Raw genomic sequence first — 26,212 nt, forward strand, 5'->3', positions numbered from 1 at the left:
CGAATTCCAAGCTTGGAAGTGAATTCGGCTTAAGTGTCTGATACCCTTAGGCCTTCCGGTCCAGAAGACCGGGAGGCTGGCAATGCCGCTGATCGGCCTTGCTCTGATCAAGGCAATCATCAACGGTAGCCGCCGGAACGCAGTTGGTCTTACCTCTACAGTTCCGGATACGGACCCAATTGTGCCGAATAAAAGTGTGAACAATCCTTGAGTGACTACAGATCGTTTGTGGGCGCTCTTTCCGCACTCAACCGGTGGAGTGAAAGGTGAAAAAATTCGAAGGCAGCTGTCATTGCGGTTCTATAAAATTCACGTTTTCGATACCCGACATCGATCATGCAATGCGATGCGATTGTTCACTATGTTCCCGCAAAGGCATGGTGATGAGTGCAACGGTTATCCCGCCTGAAGAAATTAAAATCAGAAGTGAGCAGGGCGCTCTCTCAACCTACCAATTTGGCACAGAATCGGCGCGGCACTATTTTTGCAATCGCTGTGGAATTCATACATTCGTCGAGACGCGGCTGAACCCTGGCCACTATCGAGTTAACCTGGGATGCATAGATGAGTTGGACGCACTTCGCCTTCCTGAGATAATCTATGACGGAAGAAATCTCTGACGCAACCAAGACGTCTGAAGGGAACTGTACACATCAAAATCGAGTCGTTGCATTTTGACAAACGGCGATCAGAAGAAACAATAACACACACCGATGCTATCGATTCAAACCGTTGGGTAACTCCTCACTCCACTTTCGCAGTTCATCGAGAAATCCAAGCGCCGTTCTGCCAAACTTGGTAATGGAATATTGAACGGAAATAGGGGCAGTATCCATTACTTGCCTCGCAACCAAGCCCTGCTCCTCAAGTTGACGCAATCGCTCGGTGATCATCTTCTTGCTTGCCCCGCCGATCATGCGCGACAGATCGTTGAAACGCACAGGACCATCTTTGAGGTGCCATAAGATAGACCCGGTCCATTTTCCGCCAATGATCCGCATACCTCGTTCTATTGCACATGGCTCCACACAGGCCTCCGAGACCAGTCGGCGCCCTTTGGCATCTTCGTCAATCCGCGCTCGCATCGTCATCCTTTAGCTTAGGCAACTAGGTTACCAAAAGTATACTAGTTGATTTCCAACACCTGTACCATCAAATGCTCTCTGAGCCCGAAGAAAGTCAAGGGTTCAAGATTACACAAATAGGATATGGACATGAGAAAAATCCTGATCGTGAACGGTACTCAGCCCTACGAATTCGCCCCCGGGCAGTTGAACGCCAGCCTAACGGAGCGCGCGCGCGACATGCTTACCGCAATGGGTCACGAGGTACGCGTGGCAACTGTCGCCGACGGCTATGACGCGAATGCTGAGGTTGAGGCGCACATGTGGGCCGATACGGTCATCATGCAGTTTCCGGTGAATTGGATGGGCGTTCCGTGGGTTTTCAAGAAGTACATGGATGAAGTTTACACCGCTGGAATGGATGGGCGGCTAAGTACCGGTGACGGTCGGACGGCAGAAGCACCGAAGGCCAATTATGGGATGGGAGGCGCGCTGAGCGATAAGACTTACATGCTTTCAGTGACGTTCAACGCCCCGAAAGAAGCGTTTAACAATGAGGCCGAACCGTTCTTTGCCGGTGGTAGCGTCGATGATTTGCTGCGCCCGATGCACCTGAACGCAAAGTTCTTTGCGATGCAGCCGCTTCCGACCTTTGCGGCATTTGATGTAATGAAGAACCCAGAAATCGACACCGATTTCGCTCGTTTTGACGCGCATCTGAAAACCACGTTTGCCGAGGTTGAACATGTCCCAGCCTGATATCCATCTCTACACCGCCGGTACGATGAACGGTTACAAGCCGGTCATCTTTCTGGAAGAGGCAGGTGTCCCATACGACCTGACTCACATCAACTTTTCCAAACAGGAACAAAAAGCGCCGGATAATCTGGCGCTGAACCCGAACGGAAAGATCCCGACCATCGAAGACCGTTCGGAAGGGCGCGCGATTTTCGAATCCGGCGCGATCCTGTGGTATCTGGCCGAGAAATACGGAAAATTTCTGCCATCGGACCCGGTCAAACGGTCCGAGGTCATGCAATGGATGCTGTTTCAGGTTGGGCACGTAGGACCGATGATGGGACAGGCGATGTATTTCCAGCACATCGCTGCGCCTAATGGCCATGAAGAGCCCTTTTCAATCCGTCGCTACGTGGACGAAAGCCGCCGCTTGATGGAGGTGATGAACTCTCGTCTGGACGGGCGCGAATGGATTGCTGCAGACGAATACACCATAGCTGACATGATGCTGTTCCCATGGGCGCGTGCATATGTCTGGGCAAGGGTAGATGTGTCGGACCTGTCGCATCTGAACGCCTGGTTCGACCGTATTGACGCCCGGCCGGCCGTGCAACGGGCGTTGACCATCCCAAAGGCCAACCCCCAATTCTGGGATACCAACGCAGATGCCAGCGCCTTTGCTAAGGAAAACGCGTCGCGCTTTTCCAGCGATGTAAAAGGAACCTGAACCGTGCAAGCTGCTCTGCCCATTCGCGTCGATATCGTGTCAGACGTTGTTTGCCCTTGGTGTGTGATCGGCTACCACCAACTTGCCAAAGCTGCGCGCGACACCCAGACCGAACTAGATATCCATTGGCATCCATTCGAGCTGAACCCGCAGATGGCCGAGGGTGGCGAGAACCTACGCGAACATCTGGCGGCAAAATACGGGACCACTTTGGAAGGATCGATCAAGGCGCGTGCCCGCCTCAGCGAGATGGGCGCAGCACTTGGGTTCAAGTTCAACTACGCTGATGACATGCGGATGTATAACACCTTCCGAGCGCATCAGTTGATTGACTGGGCAACGGAACTAGGAAAAGGCCACGAGATGAAGCAGGCACTTTTTGCGGCCTTCTTCACCCGTCGCGAGGACGTCTCGGACATGCAGGTTCTCGCCGACGCGGCCGCAGGCATCGGGCTGAACCGCGTGGATGCGCTAGACATGTTGCAAAGCCAAGATCGGGCCAATCACTTGCGCCAAAAAGAGCAATTCTGGATCAGCCAAGGTGTTCGGGGCGTGCCTGCAATGGTGTTCGATCAACGTCACCTCGTGACCGGTGCGCAGGGCGAGGAAAACTACGCCCGCATCCTGCTGCATCTACGAGACGACAGGGCCGCGTGACACCAGTGAATACCAGGCACTTCCGGCGCAAAAAAAACCACGATCGGACAGGTGTCGCCCGGCCTGCCATCGCTGAACAACCATTGTGGGGGTTGCATGACGTAAGTCTCCGCGACAACCTTCCTCTTAAATTAAAAACTCAGTCGGAGTGGCCGCATGCCGGCCGCTACAGCCCTTCAACTTGGAAGAGTTCCTAATTTATGGCACTGCATGATCACCCCATCTGGCGGAAGCCGCAACATCACCAAGACCTCGACCACGCGCACGACCATGTCCACTGGGCCGAGCTGTTCTACGACCTGATCCACGTCGTGACGATCTTTCTATTGGGCAATTACCTGTCGCATCATCTCGATCTGCATGGGTTTCTTGTGTTCGCCGGAGTCTTCATAACGCTCTGGTACGCTTGGGGCGAACTCAGCATATTCAACTCGATCTACGTCAGTACCGACTTTTGGCATCGGCTGATTATGGCCGTGATGATCTGCACGGTGATGTTCATGGCAGCGGCGATCCCGGCTATTGACGGAAAGGGTTGGGTTTTCTTCGCGTTAGGATTTGCTGCGAACAGGGCCATGATCGCGGCGCTGTACTATCGAGCCCGGCGGGCCAATTCATCAGGCGAGTCGATGTCGACGGCCCAGATCCGCAATTTCTCGGTCTTTGCGGTGATCTTTGCGATTGCAGCCTTTTTGCCTGCTCCTCTTGCTTACTGGGTGTTTGCCGTCGCGATGGTGGCCACGCAGGCAATGTATATGATCCCCGGTGTCACAGTCCTGCGTTTCGAGAGGTTTGTCCCGCGTCTTGGCCATATGGCTGAACGGTTTGCTCTTTTAACGTTGATCGTATTAGGCGAAGGGTTCTTCAAACTGGTCGTCACCCTGTCCGAAAAAGGAATTTACAAAGTATCACCGGACGTACTCGTCAACTTCGTCATCGGTGGCGTTTCGATGTTCGTGATGTGTTGGATCTATTTCGACTTTGTCGGCAATGCCAAACCAAAAGACAAAAAGGTGTCGACGTTGGTCATCTGGTGGCTTGCGCACCTGATTTTGATGCTTTGCGGCGTCATGGTCGGCGTGGCTCTTGCTGCCGAGGTCAAAGTCGGATTTTGGGAGCCATATCCAACCGAATATGCCGCCATAGGCTGTTTCGGTCTTGCCGGTTACATTGCCATGCTTTGGGTGCTTCAAAACGTCATAGAACATCGTTTGGCGTCGGATTTCGGGCGATGGGACGTGCGTGTATTCGGGATAGTGCTGGCAATCATCTGTTTCTTTGTCGTCCCACATGTCCCCTCTTTGTTAGGCAATCTGATCTGGGGGACAGCTTTGCTATCGCAAATCGCGATCCCCCTGACGCGCGCCTGGACGCAGTTTCGACATGAGTGAGGCACTTACAAGTTCAGGCTATCTAAAAAGAAAAGTCTATTGGTGGCTCGAGCGCCCGGACCGGGCGGCCACCGGTCCCTGGTTGCTTGAAATAGCTCTAATTGCCCTAATCACGCTGAACGTGGCCGCCGTTATCCTGGAAACGGTTGACTCCATATATTTCCGTTGGGGCCTGGCTCTGAACCTCTTTGAGGGTCTTTCTCTGTTTGTCTTCGTGGTCGAATACGCGGCAAGGCTGTGGGTCGCCACTGAAAATCCAAGTTACAAAACGCGCGCTGCATGGGCCGTCTCCCCGATCGCCATCATCGATTTACTAGCGATTTTACCTGCGCTGCTCTACTTGATCTTCCCGGTTGACCTGCGTCTGCTGCGTACCTTCCGCATGTTGCGACTGCTTAAACTCACGCGGTATTCCCCCGCGCTCGGCATGCTGCTTGCTGTGTTTGAGGAAGAGGCTGGCGCCTTTTTTGCAGGTTTCTTCATCCTGATGGTGATGCTGATTTTTGCGGCCAGTGGTGCTTGGCTGGCCGAGCACGAAGCGCAACCGGATGCCTTCGGTTCGATCCCCGCAGCGATGTGGTGGGCGATGGCAACGCTGACGACCGTTGGTTATGGCGACGTGACGCCCGTGACAGTTGCCGGTAAGATCTTCGGCGCTGCGATCACCGTGATTGGCATCGGTATGGCTGCGTTGCCTGCAGGGATCATTGCCAGCGGCCTGAACGACCAGTTGCACCGCCGACGGGCCAGCCTGGAACGTGAATTTCGAAAGGCCTTGGAAGACGGCGATATCTGCGAGGCCGATGAGAAAGAGATAAACGCAGTTCGCAAGCAATTGGGTCTCTCGCGCCGAGCTGCCGATCATATCCGAAACCGCGTGCATGCCGAAACAATATCACAGGTCGATCACTGTCCCACATGTGGTCAGCCGACCAAGCAAAAGGCCAAGTCGTGAACGCCAGCATCGGACTGCTTGTCTACGGAGTTCGAGATTTGCGGGGAAAAACTGTCTGTCAGTTCTTTAGCGTGCGCTCTTTCGTTGATCCCAAAAATCGGAGTCAATGAAACTGAAAAGGTCTTGTCAGAAGAACTTTGGTTGAGCGAGTTAGGGTTGTTGCGTAGCTTTTGCCCATGACCAATCTGGCCTCTTTCAAGGGTCTTGTCAGATTAACATTGCTTGAGCGGGGCAGGGCGGTTGCGTAGCTTTTGTCCATGACCAAGCCTGCCTCTTTCAAGTACTTTAAAACCAGCCCAGAGATCATCCGCCTTGCGGTGATGCTGTACGTCCGTTTCCCGCTCTCGCTTCGGAATGTCGAAGATCTGTTGCACGAGCGAGGTATCGACGTGAGCCACGAAACTGTCCGATATTGGTGGAACAGGTTCGGGCCGATGTTTGCTGCTGAGATCAGACGGAAGCGTGTTCAGCAACTGCGCGCGTTCTCCAAATGGAAGTGGCACGTGGACGAAGTTTTCGTGAAGGTAAATGGCAAGCGGCATTGTCTTTGGCGGGCTGTTGATCACGAAGGCGAGGTGCTGGAAGCCGTTGTCACCAAACGCCGAAACAAAGCTGCAGCACTGAAATTCCTCAAGAAGTTAATGAAGCGACACGGCAAAGCGGAAACCGTCGTCACGGATCGCTTTGCCTCATACAGAGCCGCGCTCAGAGAACTGGGTGCGCTCGAAAAACAAAGGACGGGCAGGTGGCTCAACAACCGCGTCGAGAACTCGCACCTGCCTTTCCGACGACGCGAACGCGCGATGCAACGTTTCAGGCGCATGCGAAGTTTACAGAAATTCGCCTCCATTCATTCCTCCGTCTACAATCACTTCAATCAGGAACGATCGCTCACCAGCCGAGACACCTTCAAGTTGACACGCAGCGCCGCTCTTGCCGAGTGGCGTCAACTTTGTTCCGGATAGGTTCACGGTTCCCGCGGCAAACTGAGACTGGTTCGAATTCGTCTGACAGCACCCGCCGGCACAACATGCTCGCACCTCCACGCGCTTGGTTTTGAGGCAAACCACGAAAGACAAAGAATAACCAAAGGCAATACACGCCATTGTTACGTGGCGCCTTGTTCTAAAAGTGTTGGAAGGGTCTGGTTCGTCAAAAAATTGCTTCAAATGCGCATGGATCATGCCGATAAAGTCATTTGAATTCCGCTCTGGTCCGAAAAGCAGTACTGGGTTCTGAGGTGGTTGCAAACTGGCCAGACAAAAGCCCCCACAATCCCGCAGGGGCTTTCACGCTTTGTATCATCAATTCGCTTATGGCTTTGTCGGTCAGTTAGCCGTTCGCTGGGCTGACCCAAAAACGGTTTGTTTGCGCACAATGCCGTCATTTGCCTTAGGCTAGCATTGAACCTGGGGGATGTGCTCGACCCTGGATGAACCAACGGTGATCATTCGCACAACCTTGTCACAAGGGTCAAACAGCACGTACAGATCTGCATTTCCACCTAGATAAAGCGCTTCCAGCGGTCCGAAATTTTCGTTTATGTCGGTCACCATTATAGGCAGTGCAGAAAGGTCAAGGACTTTTGGGGCAAGAAACCCGTGCAGCCCGTCCTGGCGAAGATCTGGTCCCAACAGGAAGACTTCAGCGCTCAATACGAGCAACAGGACCAAGAACAGCATTCCATCTATAACCAGCGCTTTCCCGATGTTTTGCTTAGATGGGCGCAACAATTCGGGAAGGTAATCTTCCAATAAAAACAGGTTTGCGAGCATTACCAGCGCGACGACTGCGCCCAAGATGATCGTAAGAATTCTGCCGCCAGAAAAGTCTAGTGGAACAGTGATTGCCAGAACGATCGCCGCGACGGCAACCCATTGGACTCGCTCGTTGGCAATGATAACTCCAAGCGTAGTTTTCCCAATTCTTACGGGTTTGATTTTCTTGCCTAGCATCCGAAGTCTGGGGCGGCCGTTTGCCCATGACTTCAATGCCCCGCGCCAGTTTTCTACAAAGTGAAGTGGACCCAGAAACCCCAAAGGCACAAGAAACGTCAGAACAAGCTCTGCTACACGGGTGCTCGCATCCACGCCGATATCCACCACGCGAACGCCAATCTGCCCCCAGTATTCTCGCAACAGAAAACCGGTAACCGCGGCAATAAGGCCTGCTGCCGGAATTAACCCTAGCAGTACCTGGAACATAAAGTTCAGTATCTTCTTGGCTGAAGCAGCGAGTTCGGGCGCGGTAGCTTTGAGCACACCGATAGTGGTGTCGACCGGAAAGTAAGACTTCCCCTGTAGCACTTCGGAAATCGCCTCTTGAACCTCTGCGGGTCTTGTCAGAAGAACTTTGCTTGAGCGGGGCAGGGTGGTTGCGTAGCGTTTCAAGATGATCAAACCGGCCGCTTTCAAATACTTCAAAACCAGTCCAGAGATCATCCGCCTTGCGGTGATGTTGTACATCCGTTTCCCGCTCTCGCTTCGGAATGTCGAAGATCTGTTGCACGAGCGAGGCATCGACGTGAGCCACGAGACCGTCAGATATTGGTGGAACAGGTTCGGGCCGGTGTTTGCTGTTGAGATCCGAAAAAAGCGTGTTCAGCAACTGCGCGTGTTCTCCAAATGGAAGTGGCACGTGTATGAGGTTTTCGTGAAGGTGAATGGCAAGAGACACTACCTTTGGCGGGCCGTTGATCACGAAGGTGAAGTGCTGGAAGCAGTTGTTACCAAACACCGAAACAAAGCTGCAGCACTGAAATTCCTCAAGAAATTTTTGAAGCGGCACGGTTGCGCCGAAGAGATCGTCACAGATCGCTTCGCTTCCTACAAGGCTGCGCTCAGAGAAATGGGCGCGCTCGAAAAATAACAGACGGGCAGGTGGCTCAACAACCGCGTCGAGAATTCGCACCTGCCGTTTCGACGACGCGAACGCGCGATGCTGCGTTTCAGGCGCATGCGAAGTTTACAGAATTTCGCCTCCGTCTATTCCTCAGTCTACAACCACTTCAACCAGGAAAGATCACTAGCCAGCCGAGACACCTTCAAGCTGATCCTCACCGACGCTCTTAGCGAGTGGCGTCAACTTTGTTCCGGATAGGTTTGCGGTTTTCGCGGCAAACTGAGATTGGTTCGAATTAGTCTGACAGCACTATTGATTTTACTTTAGCTGCCATTTCAATAGTGCACACGTTTTTCCATTTGCGTCTCAAAGTCCTTCCATCATGTCGGCTGAACTCTAAGAGAGTTTCCATTCGCCTAAAGTGTGGAATATTTCGAGAGAAAACCCAAAGCAAAGATCGCATCCAGAAAGCGATGTCATTCCTTTTGAACTTTATTTGTGTTCTTATATCGACTGCCTTCGCCACTACTGCAGTTGTAGAATATCCGGAACGCAAAGTTTTCTTTTTGCCGGCATTTTGTCCGCACCATCCGATCGTTTCAGTCGCTTGGGACCGTCTTTGACCTTGATCTTCGGCTTTGCTAGTGGGCCCTTCAAGGTCACGGGCCAGGGACTCTTCGAAAGCGGTTCGCCAATCTTGCGGGGCTGCAGATTTAGGTCCAAAACCTTCCCCGCCACATTAACACCGCCAAAGACGACAACTTGGACATGATCTGTTTCCAATGTGGTTTGTTTCGTCGAAATACTTCCATTTGAAATACTAATCGGTGCACGCAAACATACGATCGGAGCAATCTTTTGTTTCTCTTTGGTAAACACCCAAGGTAGTATCCCTAGCCCTGCCAGATCCAAAAGCTGGGTCTCGATCGAGCCGTCACGCATTGAGACCGTGGCATTGCCGTTCATGCTGTTGGCAAAATGCTTAGGTGAATCGGTTCCGCCGGTCACCGAAAAATCTGCATAGATGGTACCGCTTGCGCCCTTTTTGAAGTTCAGGTTGTGAAGAATTTCATCCAGCTGCCAGCCGCCTGCTGTGCCGGTCAGCGTGAGCAGATGCGCGTCGTTCGATAGATCCATTTGTCCGCTGACATCGAAATGAGCACCTCCGTATTCAAAATTCAAAGGTCCGGCCTTGAGTTCATTTTCGTTGAGCGTCAGTTCACTCTGCAAACTGCTTATGCCTTTGGCACCCTCTATGTGCCGAAGGTCAACGTCGACATCCATATCCACACCGGACAAGAGAATTGAACGCCCAATAGGTTTAAGCGTTACATCTGTTAGAGGACTAGTGTCGCCGGATTCTTCAATGAAGTCTTCCTCGTCGGGGTCTAGACCGCCTATTTTCCTCAATTGTGCAGCGGCCTGAACGATGGTTCGGATCTGATCTATCTTTATCAAGTCACTCTCTATGGAACCCTGCAGTACAGGATCACTCGTTGCATCATCAAGATCGGCCACAATTTGCAGGACAGAGTCGGCAACCTTGACTTTGGCATTCGCATCCCAATCGGTTCCTTCGCTGGCAAGGCCAATTTCAAAGTTAGCCTGTCCAGTTTCCACCCGTTCAAGCGATAGGGCTTCTAATAGGTCCGCTCCGGAGGGGACTTCTACTTGAATTGCCAAATCCAGGTTCTCGAATTTGAGCACATTTTTTACAGAGCCATGCACCTCAAGGTTCCAAAGTTCCGTTTCGCTTGTCTGGCCATCCAAATTTGTCAGCGAAAGCTGATTGATGTCGCCGTTCAAATGAAAGTTACCAGAAAATCGACCAAGTTGATCATCCGGTCCCAGAAGCTCTGGTGAGATCAAGCTGCTTGCGGGTATATCCATTAACCCATCGGCCAATATGCCTTGTAATTGCAACGCGTCTTCGACCGAACCGTTCAAAATGATAAATGGATCAGCAGGGTTCCCAATTCTCAAATTGATGTTTCCAACACTCAAGGCGCCTTCGGGTGTTCTGGAAAGCTCGGAAAACTTAATCGGGGGCGGCCCTTCACCAGAGGTATCCAATGTGAACCCGTTGGTTTCAATGACCATTTGCCGCTGCGGGACCTGCCCGGGTACGCTATCGATAACCATGTCAACTGCTATTAGTTTTAGATCATACCGCGACGCGGCTGGGGCGGGTTCAGCATCTTCAGGGTACAACCGAATGCGGGTTGTCAGGGATACGTCTTCTGGGTTTCCCAACTCTCCGATTTGTCCCGTCAGCGAAAGGCTTTGCCCACCATCCAATTCAGTCAATACAGCTAGGTCATCAATCCGGGCTACGCCGTCGATTGATTTGAATGTTGCACTAATGCTTCCTGAACCCTCCAGAACGCGGTTGAGCTTCAGGATATCAAGAAGCTGACCAAGTTCGGCAACCTCTATGGTCGTATTCACTTGTAGCCCGTTCTCTTGAGGGACTTCTTCGGCGGCAATCGCAATCTGTTCGAAGTTCACCGCGACCTGAAACGGGTCGTCCGCGGGAATGCTCGCGTTCAGATCAAACTTCTCTCCATTTAGTGAACCAGCCCCAACCGCGGTCACAACGTCGGTTTCCGTATCACGCTTTAAATTCAGCTCAGGAAGCTGCAGATCCAGACCAAGCCCGTTTAGATCGTTCTGGTAAAAAACGGTGACATCGGTCAGGTCAATTTCGTGGTCCGTTAGAATTCCAGCCACAGACAGGTTTGCAGGTTTGGCCGGATCCCCGGCTTTAGTGCCCGTTTGGGAAGCGGACTGCCAGTTTCCGACACCGTCTTTGTCCGTGATCAAGTTGAGGTGAACACCCGAGAGAGAAAGCTCACTCAGCGACAATTTGCTGTTCCAAAGGTCGCGGGCAGAAATATTGAACTCAAGTTTGTCGATTGCCGCCAGATTCGCTTTGGTCTTGATCGCGCCGGGTAGTACCAATCCCGCTGCGGATACCTGCAGTTGCCGACCAAGGCCTAGACGCACTTCATCTTCTATTAACACGTCCTGATCAAGTTTCTTCGAGATCAGGTTTTCAACAAAAGTGGTTCTGACAGAAGAAAACAACGCAGAGGACAGGAAAAGCCATGCCACAACAACCGCGACGAACGCGACAGCGCAACAAACCATTACACCTTTTGTGATGAACCGCACGCTTTTCTCCTAAGGTTCTGATTCCTTTCTTGGGCAGACTAGACCATTAAAGCATCATGTTAATGGAATATGTGGCTTCTTATTTTGCTGAACCCTAAATGACCTTGACCATTTAGCCGACTTCTCTTGCGGAATTGGTCGGGCGGCCAAGAAACGGTTAAAGGACTAAATTTAGGATGTGCTGCTGATCCAGTTTCAAAATAGCTGGCTTGAAACGCGTTTAACGTTTCATAAACGAGCACATTGCATTAGCTTTGACGACTGCGCCTGGACGCCCCAATTAAACTAGACGCGGTTAAAATGCTTCAATTTCCCACATCCATCTAATTACTGTTATATGTGAATTCTTCAAACGACGGGGACACAATGAATTCGCTAACTAGAATAACACGTGGGATAGGCGTCGCTTTCAAGGACGGTAGAGTGAAAGGCCTTCTTGCCTTCACAGTCGGAATGATTTTATGGGCCTCGGTCTTCTACCACTTTGTCGAAGGTTGGAGTTGGCTAGACTCGATCTACTTTTCCGTAGTGACAATTTCGACCGTAGGGTTCGGTGACTTCTCACCTGAAACTGCGGCGGGGAAAATCTTCACAATGGTGTATATCATTGTAGGCTTGGGTGTTTTCGTGACTGCGGCGACCACAGTGGCAGATACAATCTTGTCCCAAGACGACGAAAAAACGGACAAATAGATTATCCCAAATTAAGGCAATTTGAGTTCATGCGCAGGTATCAGTGCGACCGCGCATCTGAAGCCGTGCCTCGGATTCACTCGTACCTTCAAACTGATAGATGATCGCCGAAAACTCAAAAAATATACATATTACGTTTTTTGAGTGTATTGTTTGGAAAACAGATAGTGGAGGGATGGAATGGAAAAGACCCAGGACGCGAAGATTGTCGACCTCGCGATACGATTGCTCTTTCTCGGATTATTCCTCTACAGCGCCCTGGTCATGGTGGCTCCGCTTGCAAGTGTGGTTATCTGGGCAACGATACTCTGCGTCGCGCTCTACCCGGCATTTGATTGGCTGCAATCCAAGCTGGGAGGACGTAAGAAGCTTGCCACAACAATTATCGTTCTGTTGGGCCTTGTTCTGACCCTGGGGCCAGTCGCAACTGCGGTGTCTGGTGCTGCAGAACTAGGGTCTGAATTCGCGGAACAAGCAGACAAGGGTGAATTGAAAATCCCCCCTGCGCCCGAGGGCCTCAAGGAATTGCCGTTGGTTGGAAATAAAATCTCCGATGTCTGGGGAATGTTTGAGCGCAATCTTGACGGCGCGCTTGCAAAATACGGCGCGCAAATCCTTGAGATCACCAAATCGCTCTTCGGAAAGGTGTTGGGCATTGGTATCGGGCTTCTTGGCTTAGCTCTGTCCGTATTGATTATGGGGGCATTGTTCAGCCCGGGGCCAAATTTGGTCCAGGGTCTTCAGCGCTTTGCCAACCGTGTCTTTGCACCACGCGGCGGTGAATTCGTGACACTGGCAGGCGCAACGATCCGGAACGTTACAAAAGGCGTGATTGGCGTAGCAGCCATTCAGGCTGTTTTCGTTTGGATACTGCTGGCTTTGTTTGGGATTTCTTCGGCCGCCACACTGGCATTTGTCTGCCTCATACTCTCAATTATCCAAATCGGGCCCGGATTGGTTCTTATACCGGTAATTATCTACGCATGGAGCTCCATGTCTGGCGGAACTGCTTTGATCTTCACCATACTGGCCGTTCCAGTCATGATAATGGACAGTTTCCTAAGACCTGTGTTCATCTCAAAAGGCCTTGAGACTCCCATGTTGGTCATCCTCATCGGTGTTCTCGGAGGTATGATGGCGTACGGTTTGATCGGCGTTTTTATGGGGCCGGTTCTCTTTGCTGTCTTCTATGAGCTGTTCAAGGTTTGGATTGATACCTCACCTGAAGCCGAGGGCACTGTTGAAGGTGCGGCGAAATGAGGAAAACGATATGGACAACCCTGGCTGTCATTCTGATTTTTCTTGTCTGGTATCTGGTCGCTGATCGAAAAACGCCATTTACCGGGAACGCCAGAGTAAAAGCTGTGGCCACCCAAATCGTGCCTCAGGTGACCGGAACGGTAACGGAAGTTTTGGTAGAAAACGGCCAAGTCGTTTCGGCAGGTGATGTTCTGGTTCGAATAGATTCCAGACCCTACGAAATCGAGCGTTCAAAGGCGGAAGCTGATCTTGAAGCGGCGACCCAAGAGGTGGGTGCGTCTTCGGCAGAGGTAAGTGCGGCACAAGCCAAACTCGCAAGGGCGCAGAGCGATCTGGATACGATGCGCATTCAGACGGAACGTGTATTTGCGCTTGAAAAGAAAGGGTTGATTGCCGTCTCAAAGGCCGATGATGCACGAGGACAACTGGCAGAATCTGAGGCAAACTTTGAGAACGCAAAAGCTGATTTGGAAAAAGCGAAGCAAAGGCTTGGTGACGATGGGATTGAAAACCCGAAAATCCAGCGCGCATTGGCGGCCTTGGCGGATGCGGAACTGAACCTTGAATGGACCGAACTGCGTGCTCCGGCGACAGGTGTCATTTCTAATCTGCTGATTGCCCCCGGAACGTATGCGCGATCCGGTCAGGATCTTTTGACGTTTCTGGATGCAACCGACGTCTGGATAGAGGCGTATTTTACCGAGAACAATCTGGGAAGAGCTTCAATAGGGTCTCCGGTTGATGTGGTGTTGGATATGCATCCAGGTAAGATTGTTCCGGGCGTCATTGAGAGCTTTAGTGCTGCTGTTTCTTTGAGTGGCGGTGATGAGCCGGGGCAATTGGCGAGCCCGCCAAGCACCAAGGGATTTTTGCGGGAGCCTGAAAGGTTTCCGGTCAGGATTGTTTTACCCGGCTATGAAGCTGGAAGTGCCGAAGACGATCTTCGCTTTCAACTGAACGGGCAGGCCGATGTGATCATGTATCTAAGCGACAACTCGTTGCTGAACCTCGTAGGCCGCGCCTACATCCGCGTAGTTTCAATCTTCTCCTATGCGTACTGAGGATCAGAGCTCTGTCACCCGGCTTGCGCTGGGTGTTACGGGTGTCTTTGCATTGGGCCTATTTCTTGGGTGGCCCCTTGCCGTTGTTGGGGCGGTGTTCACTGCCCTTTTCCTTCAAGCACCTGCGGCACTACCTATGGCAGCATTTGGTAAGCTGTTTGTCTTCTCGATTGGATTGATGTTCATTTCATTCCTTTTGTCGTCAATCTTCTCACCTTATCCTCTTGTGTTTCTCATTCTGGTGGCCATTGGAATAATCCTGTCTTTCATTTGGTCAGTTTCCGGTGCCGGAGTATTGCCGGGTGTCATCGCTCTCATGGGGGCGTTGATGATTCCGAATTTGGTGCTGCAATCACAGGATCTGGCTTTGGTGCTTGTGTATTGGATCCCGTTGAACCTGCTGTTTGCTGGCTTCGTATCGACGCTGATGTTCGTGTTGATACCCGCGGCACCTCAAACGGCACCTCAAAAGAAAGCCGCAGCATCGCCGGACTTCGACTCACATCGCCGAATAGTCAGGATGTCTCTTGTCACAGTGCCCTTTGCTATGGCGTTCTTTATTTCCGGCGCTTCTGCTTTGTTGGTTCTGTTTTTTGTCGCCCTGCTGAGCCAGCAACTTGCGGCAATGCCTGCTGCAGGCAAAGCAGTTGCAAAAGCAATGCTGACGGCAAATCTACTTGGGGCGGCAATCTCCATCATATGCTATGAAATAAACGTAATAGCTCCGGTCATTCTAACCCCCATTCTACTGTGTTTTTTCTTTTGCCTAACACTCGGAGCACTTGGAAAGTCAGAATTCCCGCTCGCCGCCGCCGCCGGTTCCGCTATTACAACAGCTCTGATTGTATATGGCGGTTCGGTTGCGCCGTTTTCAGACGAGGCTGACGTCAAGAGCATCACTCGCGTATTGCAGGTCGCCAGCGCCGCTTTCTTTGTAATTATCGCATATGTCGTGGTGGATGAATTCTGGCCAGAAAAAGAGCGCCAGGCGACTCCATGAAGTTAGTTGCGATAAAGCTTGGCGCTGAAACCAGCAGAGTTCCCAGTTTGACCGATTTTTGCAACCATCGCTCGAATTGCAGCGCCATAATAAACCGCGAACATTGCTGAAGCGGTTTTATGTCAAGCGATCTCTGGTTGAGCGATGGCCGTTCTGTAAAACGAATACGAAAGGCAGCCTCGCTGACGAAGCCGACCTAGGAAGCTGCTGCATCAATGTCCGCTTTTATTGTCGGCGGTGTAATCAATGCTGCTTCCAGCTCCACACTCAGACTCGCGGCCAAATCGAAATACTGTCGTCGCACGGTCTCGGCGTAGGGATTGGCCTTCTCAGTCGCTTCGAATACTTCTGGCGCATCGTTCTGAACCATGGAAATCGCCTCAGACAACAAGTCGAAGCTCTTCGTTGTCATGCGCGTCGGCAGCGGTCCCATTCTCAGCAGTACTTTGGCTATGAGGTGCGTGAGCCCCTGAACGACAGCAGTTTCTTTGTCATGTTCTTCTGGTGTCGTCATGATGACATTCAGACCCAGAGTCTTGCATAAAAAACACGGCCATTGCGCTGGTCGCGCAAAGCTTCGCGACTCTGCTTACAAAGACAGATCTGAAACGGATCAGGAAATGAGTACATGCTAAATACGTGTTGGTGTTTCGCGTCATCTCAAAGAGCGGACGTCGCCGGTGGTGTAGCATGGAAACCTGCGGCAACCGAAGCATGACTGCCACTTTCCGGGCAGCATCGCACAAATAGCTCTCAGCTTAGGAACTGCTCAATCACGGCTGCTTGTTGCTTTTTTCCATCCGGGTCTGCTTCGGTTTTCAGGCGAGTAACCGCCTCACCCCAGTTTGAAGTGCGAACGCGGATCGGCGGGTCTGAGGCTTCAATCACGCCCATGACAACTGATGCCACTTGTTCCGAAGTTTGATAGATATCGCTGCCATCCATTCGCGCCTGAGCGCCGCCGATATACTTCTGGAGAATAGGTAGATACTCATCCTCAAGCATCCCGCCCGTGGCCTCGACATGTTTAAGCACATTGGTCGCAAACTCGGATTGAATACCGCCCGGTTCAACTGTCGAGAAATGGATACCGAAATTGGGCGTGACGTAGCTGGCCAAAGCCTCAGTGTACCCCTCAACCGCGAACTTTGCGGCGCAGTAGATCTCGTTGAACGGCTGACCCACTAGGCCGCCTACGGATGAGATTGTGATGACATGGCCCGAGCGTGCTGCGCGCATGTGTGGCATCACCGCTTTTGTGCAGCGCACGACACCCATGAAATTCACATCCATGACCCAAGCGACGTCTTCTTCGCTGGCTTGTTCGGTTGTACGAACAAATCCAGCACCCGCATTGTTGATCAGCTTATCGATCCGCCCCTCGTTCGCGATGATCTGATCGACCGCGGCGTTTACGCTGGCGCTGTTCTGCACGTCCAGCTCAAGCACGTTGAAATTGACGCCAGCGTCAGAGGCGGCCGCATCCAAGATGCCGCGCTTGGCGAGGTTTCGCATAGTAGCGTAGACAGTATGGCCCGATTGGGCCGCTTGTACGGCGATTTGAACACCAAGGCCGGTCGACGTGCCGGTGATCAGAATGACTTTGGGCATAATGGAAGCTCCGAATATCAAATGAATTGCTTGCGGCAACGATCCGATGTGTCGGGGCGAAGGTCAACAGCGGGACTTTAAAACGCCCAAAGCCTCATCGAAGGTATTCACATTCTCTTCTGCGCGCGCGGTCAGATGCGCGCCTTCCAAAAGGGCCAGTATCGCACGGGACTCCGAGATCGGATCGGTGATACCGGTGATTGACTTGTCCTCTTGGCCAAGCTTCAGGATCTCTTCGATTTGGGTAACCATCATGGCGCGGAATTTTTTGATCTTTTGGATCACGTCATCCGAAAGGCTATCACGGCTGCTGATAAGCGACACGCAGAGGCACAAGGTTTTCCCGTCATTGAGTGCATCCCGGTAGAGGTCGATCAGGGCCAGCAATTGCTCGGCCCCGGTTTTGTGTTCTACCCGGATGCGGTTGCACTCTGCCTGCAGGGTCTCATGATAGCGACCCATGAGTGCCGCCGACAGCGCCGCTTTGGTCGGGAAATGATAGTGGATTGACGCCTTGCGAATACCCACCGCCTCTGCCAGATCGGCATAGCTGAACCCGTCAAACCCCCTCGCGCGCGCAGCGTGTTCGGCAACATCCAGAAGGGCCGTCTTGGTATCACTCGTCATACGTGCTCAAACCTTTTCCGTCATGATCAGGGCCAGCGCGTTTTCCGCAGACTCCAGGGCGCCTTCGATATAGCCCCCGAACTGTGGTGCAACTTCGGTCCCGCCAAAGATTAGTCGGCCATCCCACAGACGGGTCATCGCATGGGGCAGCCCGTATTGCGGATGAGCGTATAACGGCTGTTGATCCGCTTCGATAGAGGTGAACAGGTCAAAGGCCCAATCTTTGACAAAGAGTGTCTTTGGCTCCGCAGCTTCGGCGCCGAACAGCCTGGACAGTTGCTCTTTGAGCAACTGCCGCAGCCGTTCTTCGTTGCTACGGGTGCGCGGGGGTAAGCCGATAAAGCCGAACAACGCGTAAGGTCCGCCCTCGGCAGGGGAGGCGTCGTGTATTTCCACCATCGGCCCCCTGCGGCTCATCGCGTCACCGGACAGCCCGGCCGTGCGCCAGAACGGGGTATCATAGACAGCGATGACTTTGGCCTGACCGGCCATCCAAGTCGCGATCCCAGTCATTGCCGCTAAAGCTTCATCTGGTAAAGCAGGTGAGAACGCGATCTTGCTCGCCACGCGAGGAGGGAGGGCCAGTACGATTTCCTGAGCATGAATGACCTGCCCAGTTTGAGCGGTCGCGGTGATCCCAGACGCAGACTTCTCTAACCCGACGATAGGCGCGGATAAGATGAGCCGCTTCGGCGGTATCTCAGCGGCAAGCGCATCAGTGAGGGCGCCCAGACCACCTTTCAAGCGATAAGATCCTTGCATCGAGGCAAACCCGCGATCGCGCTCGACCTGGCCGATCTCGTTTTCAAAGCTGAGAGCGCCTGTTGAATATTGCTCGAACCACTCCAGTCCGAGCCGCTTTATTAACGCTGCAATACGCGGCTGACCGGGCCAGAACCAGGCGGGACCCATGTCGAAGTACCCACCCTCCAGCCTTTCCGTCAAGATACGTCCGCCCGGACGACCCCGCGCTTCGACCAGCAGGTAGTCATGGTTTCGTGCCTGTAGCTGTCGCGCAAGGCAGAGGCCAGAAAGGCCTGCGCCAATGATCAGAGTTTGCGTCTGCATCGCTCAGAACCCCTCAGATGCCGGGCGCAGGTCCAGCTCATGGGTCCAGGTGGATTGCGGTTGATGGGCTAACTGCCAGTAGGCCTCGGCAATCTCGTCCGGTTTCATCATCTTCGACGGATCCAGCGAGTGCAAATCCCGCGAGCGGTGTGTATCGATGATCCCGTCCAAAACGACGTGCGAGATATGTACGCCAGCCGGTTGATATTCACGTGCCAGCGATTGTGTCAGCCCGCGCAGGGCGAACTTAGCCGACGCAAAAGCGGAAAACCGTGGGCCGCCGCGTAGCGACGCTGTGGCCCCGGAAACGATCAGCGCGCCACCACCGCCGCGCACCATCGGTTGCAGAACACATTGCCCCAGCAGGACCAAAGATTGCACCATTGATGTCCACGTTCTCTGATAGTCTTCCAATGCGGTTTCGGGGAATGGCGCGATCACCAGCTCAGCCGTATTGTGCACCACGATCTTCGGCGGGCCATGCGTAGCGATCAATTCAGAAATCACTGGCGCAACCGCACTCGGATCGGACAGATCGACCTGATGAAACGGCGCGATCGTTTCCTGCGGCTGCGTCCGTCCAAGACCAATGGCCGTCATGCCACCTGCCTGAAACCGCGCGAGAAGGGACTGGCCAAGGCCAGCTCCCGCACCGGCGACAATCGCCAGAGGTTTCTTGCTACTCATGAATTAAACCACCGGTGGCTGTGCAAAGGGCAGGTGGCCAGTCTTCATCCAGACCTTCGCCCCGTCTGGGCCAGCCATAGCCGACAGCGCTTCACCCTCAGGCAGGCGTAGCCAGTCGTTCTTTTTCAGAACGTCACCGCCTGAGGTCAGCGATCCGCCAATCATTAACAGCTCGATACCACCCGGCGCATTCGAAGTAATCTCGGTGCCTGCATCAACATGGCTGTAAGTGACAACCTCGCGGTCATCCTTGTGCAGTGTCGCGGTGGCGACCCCGTTCACGGGTGCGGCCAGTTCGTCGGCCATGGTTTTGCGGAACTGATTGCGGTCCTCCATGTCGAACTGCCAGAGTTTGACGAAGATCGTGCAGCCGGGTTCTGAGCCGGGCGTGTGCCCGGTTGTGGGCGGATTGCGCACATAGGTGCCTTCCGGGAAATCGCCATGCTCATCCTGAAAGACGCCGTCCAGAACGATGAACTCTTCACCGCCTGTATGGGTGTGGGCCGAAAACTTGCTGCCTGGTGCATAGCGCACAATGGTGGTGGCGCGGGCGACTTCGCCACCAATTCGGTCCAGCATGCGCCGGTCCACACCCTTCATGGGCGAGGCCTGCCACTCAAGCTGATCAGAGTGAACAACGACACGCGAAGAGAAGTCCGAGTTGAGTTCCATGGGAGGGGTCCTTTCAACTTAAATGGCAGTTCTCGCTTAGCCGGCGATAGATGGACGGGCCGCCATCTTAGCACGCCAAGCTTGCAGGTTGGTCAGGGTTTCAGGAATTTCCACTTTGGCAAAATCGGCGAACGCCAATCCTGCAAAGGCGGTGATATCAGCCACCGAGAATGTGTCTCCAGCCAAGTATTCGTTTTCGGCTAATACCGCATCCAGATAGGCCATGGTGTTTCCGGCAACCTCTTTCTGTTTGTTGCCCCATTCGGCGCATTGATAGGTTTCCAGGTCCGGGCCGAGGCCAGGTGTGGCATGGTGGAAGTAGGTGCCGACCGCATTCAACAGACCGTTTTCCGCGCGCAGGTTCATCATCGAGATTCGGGCGCGCTCTTGCGCAGTCACGCCGGTCAATGATGGGCCATCGAAGGTTGCGTCGATATATTCAGTGATCGCGTTGCATTGAGCGATGTGCGATCCATCTTCCAGTTCCAAACAAGGCACCGCGGCATCGGGGTTTTTGGCTTTGAACTCAGGCGTACGATGTTCGCCGCCCATCACATCCACAGGGATGAATTCAACTTTGTCTGACGCGCCTTTCTCAGCCAGCGCAATACGAACACGGGCAGGGTTCGGGAACCCTTCGACATCATAAATCTTCATCTGAGTACCTCCGTCGGGGTTTGTGCTTCATCCAATCTACCTATCAATAGGTAGATAGTATTACAAGCCTTTTTTACGTCTTGTCAGATTGAATTGCTCTGATGGTCTTTTAAGAAGAACTTTGCTTGAGCGGGGTGGGGGTGTTGCGTAGCTTTTGCGCATGACCAGACCTGCCTCTTTCAAATACTTTAAAACCAGTCCAGAGATCATCTGCCTTTCGGTCATGCTGTACAACCGTTTCTCGCTCTCGCTTCGGAATGTCGAAGATCTGCTGCACGAGCGAGGGATCGACGTGAGCCACGAAACCCTCCGATATTGATGGAACAGGTTTGGCCCGACATTTGCTGCTGAGATAAGGCGGAAGCGTGTTTAGCAATTGAAAGCATATTCCAAATGGAAGTGGTAGGTTGACGAGGTTATTGTGAAGGTGAATGGCAAGCGGCATTATCTTTGGTGGGCTATCGATGAAGAAGGTGAGGTGCTAGAAGCCGTTGTCACCAAACGTCGAAACAAAGCTGCAGCATTGAAATTTCTAAAGAAATTGATGAATCGACACGGCCATGCGGAAGCCGTCGTCACGGATCGCTTCACCGGATACAAAGTCGCGGTCAGAGAGCTGGGCGCGCTCGAAAAACAACCGACGGGTAGATGGCTCAACAACCGCGTCGAGAACTCGCACCTGCCGTTCCGACCAAGAGGACGCGCCAACCAACGGTTCAGGCGCATGCGAAGGTTACAGAAATTCGCCTCCGTCTATTCCTCCGTTTACAACCACTTCAATCAGGAAAGATCTCTAGCCTGCCGAGACACCTTCAAGCTGTCGCGCACCGCCGCTCTCGCCGAGTGGCGCGAACTTTGTTCTGGATAAGTTCACGGTCTCCGCGGCAAACTGAGACTGGTTAAAATTCGTCTGACAGCAACAATGTGGGATCATTCCAGCACTGGATCTGTAAGAAGATCATGGATTGAGACGGGCAAAAGTTATCTCAAATGCGGTTAGCTTTGTCCGCTAGGCGGTCGTTCGTGCGGAACAAAGGCGCAGTACTACGGCCAGCGGTGGCTTCGTCCGCACTGCGGTCGTTCATCTGAACTTGTCGAATGACCGCTGTGAGCCCTTTGTAGCGAATGCTGCGTCGTGGAATAATGGCCGCATTGCGCAGAAAGCGGACTTTGCAAAGTGAAGGCTGCAGCTCAAAGCGGTTACGCTACATCGAGCTGCCATGCCGCGGTCGCGGTTCATGCTGCCGCTATTCCCAGCACGGTCAAAGCCAAAGACTGTTCGAACCCATAATCTGAAAAAAAATTGCAATTCGATTGACTGAACTCAACGGCTGATGTGTGCCTATGTGCAATTGTGTTTATTTTGAAATCAGAATTTGACAAGCCAAGCCGCCGAGTTTTTGGGATGTATCTAGTGTCAGTTTGCATCCATATGCATTCAGCAGATCAACGGCTATTGCCAAACCCAAACCGGTGCCACTGACAGAAGTGTCTAAACGACCTCCCGAACGAAGCACTCCTTCACGTGCAATTTCAGGAATACCAGGCCCGTCATCCTCAATGCAGATCTGAATGCCCTCTTCAACACGCTTTGCGGTGATCTGAACTGTTGTTTGGCACCATTTGAGAGCGTTGTCGAGAAGGTTACCAATCACTTCTTCTACGTCCTGAGTGTCCATTCGCACCCAGAGACCGGCGTCGTGATCTGAAGTAAGTGATTTCCCCTCGCGCTCTGCCATGACCGAAAATAGTCTGGACAATCTCCCGACCGAGTTCGAAAGATCGGTTTTTGAATGTGTCAATTCTCCAGTATTGGTCGCACGCATACGTGCGAGAGAGCGGCCAAGCTGGGCATCGATCCGACCCAATGCCTCTTCTGCCTGAGTGGTATCAGCTCCGGTTTCCGACAAGCTTTTCAGTTCATTTCTGAGGATTGCTGTCGGTGTTTTCAGCGCATGCGCCAGGTCCGCCGCTTGCCGCCGCGAGCCGGCCACAATCTCGCGATTTCTGTGCAGAAGTTGATTGAGGTCTTCGACAAGTGGCGAAACCTCTTCCGGATAGTCTTTCGGCCTAAGATCATCCCCCTTGTCCCAACGATGCGCCACATCTGCGCGTAATTTCCTGAGAGGACCGACAATTGCTGACATCAACAGCAGCGAACCCGCAACTCCAATCAGACCGACCAGCCCAAATACTGGAAGCAAGTTGTTCTGCGCGGCGCGACGTTCGCTGATCAGTTCAAGCCTGCTTTCGGCGACCGTCACGCTCCATTCTGTTCCGTCTTCGAAGGTGATTTTCTGATAAGCGCTGCGAACGGCCTCGCTGTCCGGACCTGTGGTGTTCCAAACGAGGGTCTCATCACTCACACGCGCAGGTTCAGAAATAGTTTCGTCAAAGAGTGAGGCCGATGTGAATGTAACCCCGTTTGCATCGGTCACCTGCCAGTATCTGCCTGAAAACGGCGTTCCATAGGCCGGGTCGAACATGAGATCACGTAAAGCCTCGGGGCTGTCCGTCGTCGCGCTCAACCCGACAACCAGCTGCGTATGTCTATTGCGCAGCGTCTCGTCAAACTGCTCAAGAACGCGCGCATTGATGTAGGAAAAAACAACCAAAGTTCCAACGCCGACAGAAAGCGCACCTGTGGCGAGGCCGCCAAGCAACGCGCGTTGGCGCAGCGATAACATCAGGCGGTATCGATCATATAGCCGCGTCCTCTGACCGTTGTTATTAGGTCAGGGCCGAGTTTCTTACGCAGCCGGGTTATGAAAACGGCAATGGTGTTCGAATCCCTGTCACCATCATATTCGTAGATATGTTCGGACAGCTCAGTACGCGACACCATGCGCCCGACATTATGCGCAAGGTATGTCAGGACAGCGATCTCTTGCGCGGTCAGATCAACAGGAATACCACCGACGCTGACACGCCCGTTTCGCGTATCGAGCGTGACATCGCCCATTTCGATCGCGGGGTTCATCTGACCGCTTTGCCTGCGCAGGATTGCGCGCACACGTGCGGCCAACTCGGGCATGTGAAACGGCTTGGTCATGTAGTCATCGGCACCGGCATCAAGGCCATCCACGCGCTCGCTCCACCCATCGCGGGCCGTCAGTATCAACACAGGCGTTTTTACCCCCGCACCGCGCCATTCGCGCAGAACAGAGATGCCGTCGCGTTCCGGCAACCCAATATCGAGAATGATCATGTCATATGGTTCAGTCGCCCCCAAGTGAAGCGCGTCCGTCCCATTATCGGTCACATCTACCACGCGGCCTTCTGCGCTTAGAAGCTTTTTGATCTGCGCGCTTAGCTGCGGCTCATCTTCGGCCAGAAGTACTCTCATATTCAAATGCTACAGTCACAATGGCTTTGGTTTAAGCACTATTTTTTACCGTTACCTTTGCCGTTCCCGCCAGAATTGCCGCCACCGTTACCACCGCCGTTTCCGCCACCATTGCCGCCGCCGTTACCACCACCATTGCCGCCACCGTTGCCGTTTCCACCGCCATTGCCGCCAGCGTTGCCATTTCCACCGCCGTTGCCGTTGTTTCCGCGGCTCGCAGCGGTACCACGGTTGCCGTTGGAATTGCGACCGTTGTTTGCTTTGGCAGGGGTAGAACGGGCAGCTTTCGATATTTGGCGGCCCACGCTGGATCGATTGGAAACGACCGTTCCGGTCTGCGCATCTACAATGACACTGACAATCTTTCCATCAGGCTTTTTGACAAGGATGCGAAAGTATATCTGATCAGCTTGAAACGCCCGCGCATCAACTGGAGTGCCCCCATAGGCTTTCTCGACACCTTTGATAACGCGTTTCAACCGAATGGTGTCACCATTCAGAGTGGCCTTGCGAAGTTCACCTTGCCTGAGCTCGCGTGTCTGCGCAGTCGCCTGCCCAACGGGCAAAGCAACAAGCAAGCTCGCAACCATCAAGATCACCTTCGCACGCATGAATGTCCTCGTATTTTGCGGCTATAGACTACGCCTTTCGACATGAACCGATGATGAACAAGTAGTTAGCCCTGCGTTCAAGCGCTCTCAAGTTAAATGGGAACAAGCATATGAGATTCGGGCGCGAATCGAGACGATAGAACACAGCGAGTTGTTTCAGAAAACTGCTACCCGCTGATTTCCACCGAGGAGGTCGATATGAAAACCACCAGTTTGGGACTGCTTAAAGCATCGACCCTGGCAATTGCGTTGCTGGGTTCAACCGCCATCATAGCCACCGTCGCCGTGCCGGATGTTGCCTTTGCAAAAGAAGGAAAAGGCAACGGTGGAGGAAACGGCAAGGGCGGTGACAACGGAAACGGCGGCGGAAAGGGTAACAGCGGCGGTAAGGGCAACTCTGAAAAAGGAGACCGCGGCGACCATAGCTCTGCCGGGAACAAAGGTGGAAAGAAGGGCGCTGACAAAGGTCGGGCTGGCCGGACTGCAGGAAAATCCAACAACGGCAACTCGAAGTCCAAAGCTTCGCGATCTGTATTCGGCAATGGCGATCGTATCTCGTTGAAGGACATCTTCAGCCGAAAAAGTAAATCGAGAACGGTTACCACCCCCAGGAAAGGGTCAATGACCGGTGGCGGCAAGCAAAAGCCCCGGACGTACAAGAAGCCTTCAAAAACCGTGATCGTTGAAGAATCCATACGTCCGGCCGTCCGGACCAAAGGCAACAGGATGGCAGCACTTCTTGGTGCCCATCCGTCCGAGTTGGGGGCCCTGAACGCGGCTAACGCCAGCGCAACTGCACTGGCGAACGCAGCGCCCAACTCTCGCGTCGGTCGAATTGCCTACTATCGCGATACCGTTTTGGCTGGCGAACCGTTGCGTGAGGAACTTGCGGAGCAATTGGAAGATCTTGCCGGACTGGAGCCGCCGGAGCGGACTATACCCGAAATCGAGGAAGACCTGCGAACTGCGTTGGATGATGTGCAGGAGAACCAAGAGAGGGTCGAAGAACTTGAACAGGCGCTGGAGGATGCAGGTGGAGCTGATCCTGAGATTGAGGAACAACTTGATCAAGCGCGCGCAGATTTAGAGAGTTCCGTCGAAGAAGCACAGGACCTGAACGATGAAAGACAGGCCGCTGTCGAATACGAAGAAGCGACTGAGGAAGTGCGGGAACTGGCTGATCTGGTTGAAGAACAGGAATTGACCGAGCGGGAAGCCTTGGAAGCTGCAGCCAACAAACCCGTCACAGATGCCGTTGAGCAGGAGGTAAAGTCGCTCCTGGGTCTGTAAGAACAGGCAACAGCTTATTCGCCTCACTATACACGCAGTACTTACCACTCACGGAAGTACTGAATGCCGGGCCAGTCATACG

27 protein-coding genes and 2 pseudogenes are annotated in these 26,212 nt (G+C 53.1%); 16 read left to right on the forward strand and 13 right to left on the reverse strand.

Translation table 11 applies throughout. The annotated features are described in order from the left end of the window. Positions 1-82: 82 nt before the first annotated feature. The gene (locus ACRZ9U_RS07205) at positions 83-211 is read left to right on the forward strand and encodes a hypothetical protein (RefSeq protein WP_480901512.1); all 129 of its coding nucleotides are present in this window, start codon (positions 83-85) and stop codon (positions 209-211) included. Positions 212-266: 55 nt separating this feature from the next. Continuing rightward, entirely contained in the window at positions 267-620 is a 354-nt protein-coding gene (locus ACRZ9U_RS07210) for a GFA family protein (RefSeq protein WP_170567744.1), read from the forward strand. Positions 621-716: 96 nt separating this feature from the next. Here the strand turns inward: ACRZ9U_RS07210 and ACRZ9U_RS07215 are convergent, their stop codons facing one another. Further along, on the reverse strand, positions 717-1,001 hold the full coding sequence (locus ACRZ9U_RS07215; protein ID WP_259462647.1) for a winged helix-turn-helix transcriptional regulator: 285 nt from the start codon (positions 999-1,001) through the stop codon (positions 717-719). Between the two features lie 213 nt (positions 1,002-1,214). Between ACRZ9U_RS07215 and ACRZ9U_RS07220 the strand changes: the two genes are divergently transcribed. The 6 genes from ACRZ9U_RS07220 (at position 1,215) to ACRZ9U_RS07245 (ending at position 6,497) form a co-directional block, all read left to right on the forward strand. Continuing rightward, on the forward strand, positions 1,215-1,823 hold the full coding sequence (locus ACRZ9U_RS07220; RefSeq protein WP_170510850.1) for an NAD(P)H-dependent oxidoreductase: 609 nt from the start codon (positions 1,215-1,217) through the stop codon (positions 1,821-1,823). Next, a complete protein-coding gene (locus ACRZ9U_RS07225; RefSeq protein WP_480901515.1) occupies positions 1,810-2,529 on the forward strand; it encodes a glutathione S-transferase family protein in 720 nt (239 codons plus the stop codon). The genes ACRZ9U_RS07220 and ACRZ9U_RS07225 overlap by 14 nt, the downstream gene beginning before the upstream one ends. A 3-nt stretch (positions 2,530-2,532) precedes the next feature. Beyond that, positions 2,533-3,186 carry a DsbA family oxidoreductase gene (locus ACRZ9U_RS07230; protein ID WP_259462648.1) on the forward strand — a complete coding sequence of 218 codons (654 nt, stop codon included), beginning with the start codon at positions 2,533-2,535 and terminating at the stop codon, positions 3,184-3,186. Positions 3,187-3,386: 200 nt separating this feature from the next. After that, positions 3,387-4,577 (forward strand): low temperature requirement protein A, encoded by a 1,191-nt coding sequence (locus ACRZ9U_RS07235; protein ID WP_120981189.1) that lies wholly within the window; start codon positions 3,387-3,389, stop codon positions 4,575-4,577. Next, positions 4,570-5,532: an ion transporter gene (locus ACRZ9U_RS07240; protein WP_170567740.1), complete on the forward strand. Its 963-nt coding sequence runs from the start codon at positions 4,570-4,572 to the stop codon at positions 5,530-5,532. The genes ACRZ9U_RS07235 and ACRZ9U_RS07240 overlap by 8 nt, the downstream gene beginning before the upstream one ends. Before the next feature lie 257 nt (positions 5,533-5,789). Next, positions 5,790-6,497 carry an IS6 family transposase gene (locus ACRZ9U_RS07245; protein ID WP_170403704.1) on the forward strand — a complete coding sequence of 236 codons (708 nt, stop codon included), beginning with the start codon at positions 5,790-5,792 and terminating at the stop codon, positions 6,495-6,497. 432 nt (positions 6,498-6,929) lie between these two features. On the opposite strand, the gene ACRZ9U_RS07250 is transcribed toward ACRZ9U_RS07245, so the two are convergent. Continuing rightward, complete coding sequence (locus tag ACRZ9U_RS07250; protein WP_480901518.1) at positions 6,930-7,922, reverse strand: hypothetical protein; 993 nt, start codon at positions 7,920-7,922, stop codon at positions 6,930-6,932. Between the two features lies 1 nt (position 7,923). On the opposite strand from ACRZ9U_RS07250, the pseudogene ACRZ9U_RS07255 reads away from it, so the two are divergent. Further along, positions 7,924-8,631: pseudogene (locus ACRZ9U_RS07255) on the forward strand (IS6 family transposase). A gap of 267 nt (positions 8,632-8,898) precedes the next feature. Here ACRZ9U_RS07255 and ACRZ9U_RS07260 read toward each other — a convergent pair. After that, positions 8,899-11,547 (reverse strand): AsmA family protein, encoded by a 2,649-nt coding sequence (locus ACRZ9U_RS07260; protein WP_170403701.1) that lies wholly within the window; start codon positions 11,545-11,547, stop codon positions 8,899-8,901. A gap of 423 nt (positions 11,548-11,970) precedes the next feature. Here ACRZ9U_RS07260 and ACRZ9U_RS07265 point away from each other — a divergent pair, with 423 nt between their 5' ends. From ACRZ9U_RS07265 to ACRZ9U_RS07280, 4 genes are all read left to right on the forward strand, one after another. Next, positions 11,971-12,240: a potassium channel family protein gene (locus ACRZ9U_RS07265; protein ID WP_480439390.1), complete on the forward strand. Its 270-nt coding sequence runs from the start codon at positions 11,971-11,973 to the stop codon at positions 12,238-12,240. 180 nt (positions 12,241-12,420) lie between these two features. Next, positions 12,421-13,500, forward strand: a complete 1,080-nt coding sequence (locus ACRZ9U_RS07270; RefSeq protein WP_170403697.1) for an AI-2E family transporter — start codon at positions 12,421-12,423, stop codon at positions 13,498-13,500. Continuing rightward, positions 13,497-14,561 carry an HlyD family secretion protein gene (locus tag ACRZ9U_RS07275; protein WP_170403695.1) on the forward strand — a complete coding sequence of 355 codons (1,065 nt, stop codon included), beginning with the start codon at positions 13,497-13,499 and terminating at the stop codon, positions 14,559-14,561. Before ACRZ9U_RS07270 ends, ACRZ9U_RS07275 begins: the two co-directional genes overlap by 4 nt. After that, the gene (locus ACRZ9U_RS07280) at positions 14,551-15,561 is read left to right on the forward strand and encodes a DUF2955 domain-containing protein (protein ID WP_170746932.1); all 1,011 of its coding nucleotides are present in this window, start codon (positions 14,551-14,553) and stop codon (positions 15,559-15,561) included. Before ACRZ9U_RS07275 ends, ACRZ9U_RS07280 begins: the two co-directional genes overlap by 11 nt. 196 nt (positions 15,562-15,757) lie before the next feature. Here the strand turns inward: ACRZ9U_RS07280 and ACRZ9U_RS07285 are convergent, their stop codons facing one another. Next, a complete protein-coding gene (locus ACRZ9U_RS07285; protein WP_480758758.1) occupies positions 15,758-16,075 on the reverse strand; it encodes a hypothetical protein in 318 nt (105 codons plus the stop codon). 131 nt (positions 16,076-16,206) lie between these two features. On the opposite strand from ACRZ9U_RS07285, the gene ACRZ9U_RS07290 reads away from it, so the two are divergent. Further along, positions 16,207-16,311 (forward strand): CGNR zinc finger domain-containing protein, encoded by a 105-nt coding sequence (locus ACRZ9U_RS07290; RefSeq protein ID WP_480760263.1) that lies wholly within the window; start codon positions 16,207-16,209, stop codon positions 16,309-16,311. Positions 16,312-16,314: 3 nt separating this feature from the next. Here ACRZ9U_RS07290 and ACRZ9U_RS07295 read toward each other — a convergent pair whose 3' ends face one another. The 6 genes from ACRZ9U_RS07295 to ACRZ9U_RS07320 form a co-directional block, all read right to left on the reverse strand. Beyond that, complete coding sequence (locus ACRZ9U_RS07295) at positions 16,315-17,172, reverse strand: SDR family oxidoreductase (RefSeq protein ID WP_170403686.1); 858 nt, start codon at positions 17,170-17,172, stop codon at positions 16,315-16,317. A gap of 63 nt (positions 17,173-17,235) precedes the next feature. Then, a complete protein-coding gene (locus tag ACRZ9U_RS07300; RefSeq protein WP_480901522.1) occupies positions 17,236-17,799 on the reverse strand; it encodes a TetR/AcrR family transcriptional regulator in 564 nt (187 codons plus the stop codon). A gap of 6 nt (positions 17,800-17,805) precedes the next feature. Beyond that, positions 17,806-18,867 (reverse strand): NAD(P)/FAD-dependent oxidoreductase, encoded by a 1,062-nt coding sequence (locus tag ACRZ9U_RS07305; RefSeq protein ID WP_170403680.1) that lies wholly within the window; start codon positions 18,865-18,867, stop codon positions 17,806-17,808. Between the two features lie 3 nt (positions 18,868-18,870). Continuing rightward, positions 18,871-19,554, reverse strand: coding sequence for an SDR family NAD(P)-dependent oxidoreductase (locus ACRZ9U_RS07310; RefSeq protein ID WP_170403677.1), 684 nt, complete (start codon positions 19,552-19,554; stop codon positions 18,871-18,873). Between the two features lie 3 nt (positions 19,555-19,557). Continuing rightward, complete coding sequence (locus ACRZ9U_RS07315) at positions 19,558-20,226, reverse strand: cupin domain-containing protein (protein WP_170399734.1); 669 nt, start codon at positions 20,224-20,226, stop codon at positions 19,558-19,560. Between the two features lie 36 nt (positions 20,227-20,262). Beyond that, positions 20,263-20,883 carry a glutathione S-transferase family protein gene (locus ACRZ9U_RS07320; protein ID WP_170399737.1) on the reverse strand — a complete coding sequence of 207 codons (621 nt, stop codon included), beginning with the start codon at positions 20,881-20,883 and terminating at the stop codon, positions 20,263-20,265. Positions 20,884-21,043: 160 nt separating this feature from the next. Here ACRZ9U_RS07320 and ACRZ9U_RS07325 point away from each other — a divergent pair. Then, a pseudogene (locus tag ACRZ9U_RS07325) lies at positions 21,044-21,751 on the forward strand (IS6 family transposase). Between the two features lie 490 nt (positions 21,752-22,241). Here the strand turns inward: ACRZ9U_RS07325 and ACRZ9U_RS07330 are convergent. Genes ACRZ9U_RS07330 through ACRZ9U_RS07340 form a run of 3 tightly spaced genes read right to left on the reverse strand, consistent with a single transcriptional unit; the run spans position 22,242 to position 24,840 of the window. Beyond that, the gene (locus ACRZ9U_RS07330; RefSeq protein WP_170403674.1) at positions 22,242-23,570 is read right to left on the reverse strand and encodes an ATP-binding protein; all 1,329 of its coding nucleotides are present in this window, start codon (positions 23,568-23,570) and stop codon (positions 22,242-22,244) included. Further along, entirely contained in the window at positions 23,570-24,229 is a 660-nt protein-coding gene (locus ACRZ9U_RS07335; protein ID WP_170403671.1) for a response regulator transcription factor, read from the reverse strand. Before ACRZ9U_RS07335 ends, ACRZ9U_RS07330 begins: the two co-directional genes overlap by 1 nt. 38 nt (positions 24,230-24,267) lie before the next feature. After that, on the reverse strand, positions 24,268-24,840 hold the full coding sequence (locus ACRZ9U_RS07340) for a PepSY domain-containing protein (protein WP_480901525.1): 573 nt from the start codon (positions 24,838-24,840) through the stop codon (positions 24,268-24,270). 198 nt (positions 24,841-25,038) lie between these two features. Here ACRZ9U_RS07340 and ACRZ9U_RS07345 point away from each other — a divergent pair, with 198 nt between their 5' ends. After that, positions 25,039-26,130, forward strand: coding sequence for a hypothetical protein (locus tag ACRZ9U_RS07345; RefSeq protein ID WP_170402964.1), 1,092 nt, complete (start codon positions 25,039-25,041; stop codon positions 26,128-26,130). Positions 26,131-26,212: the final 82 nt, after the last annotated feature.

Source organism: Ruegeria sp. D7, from assembly GCF_056534355.1.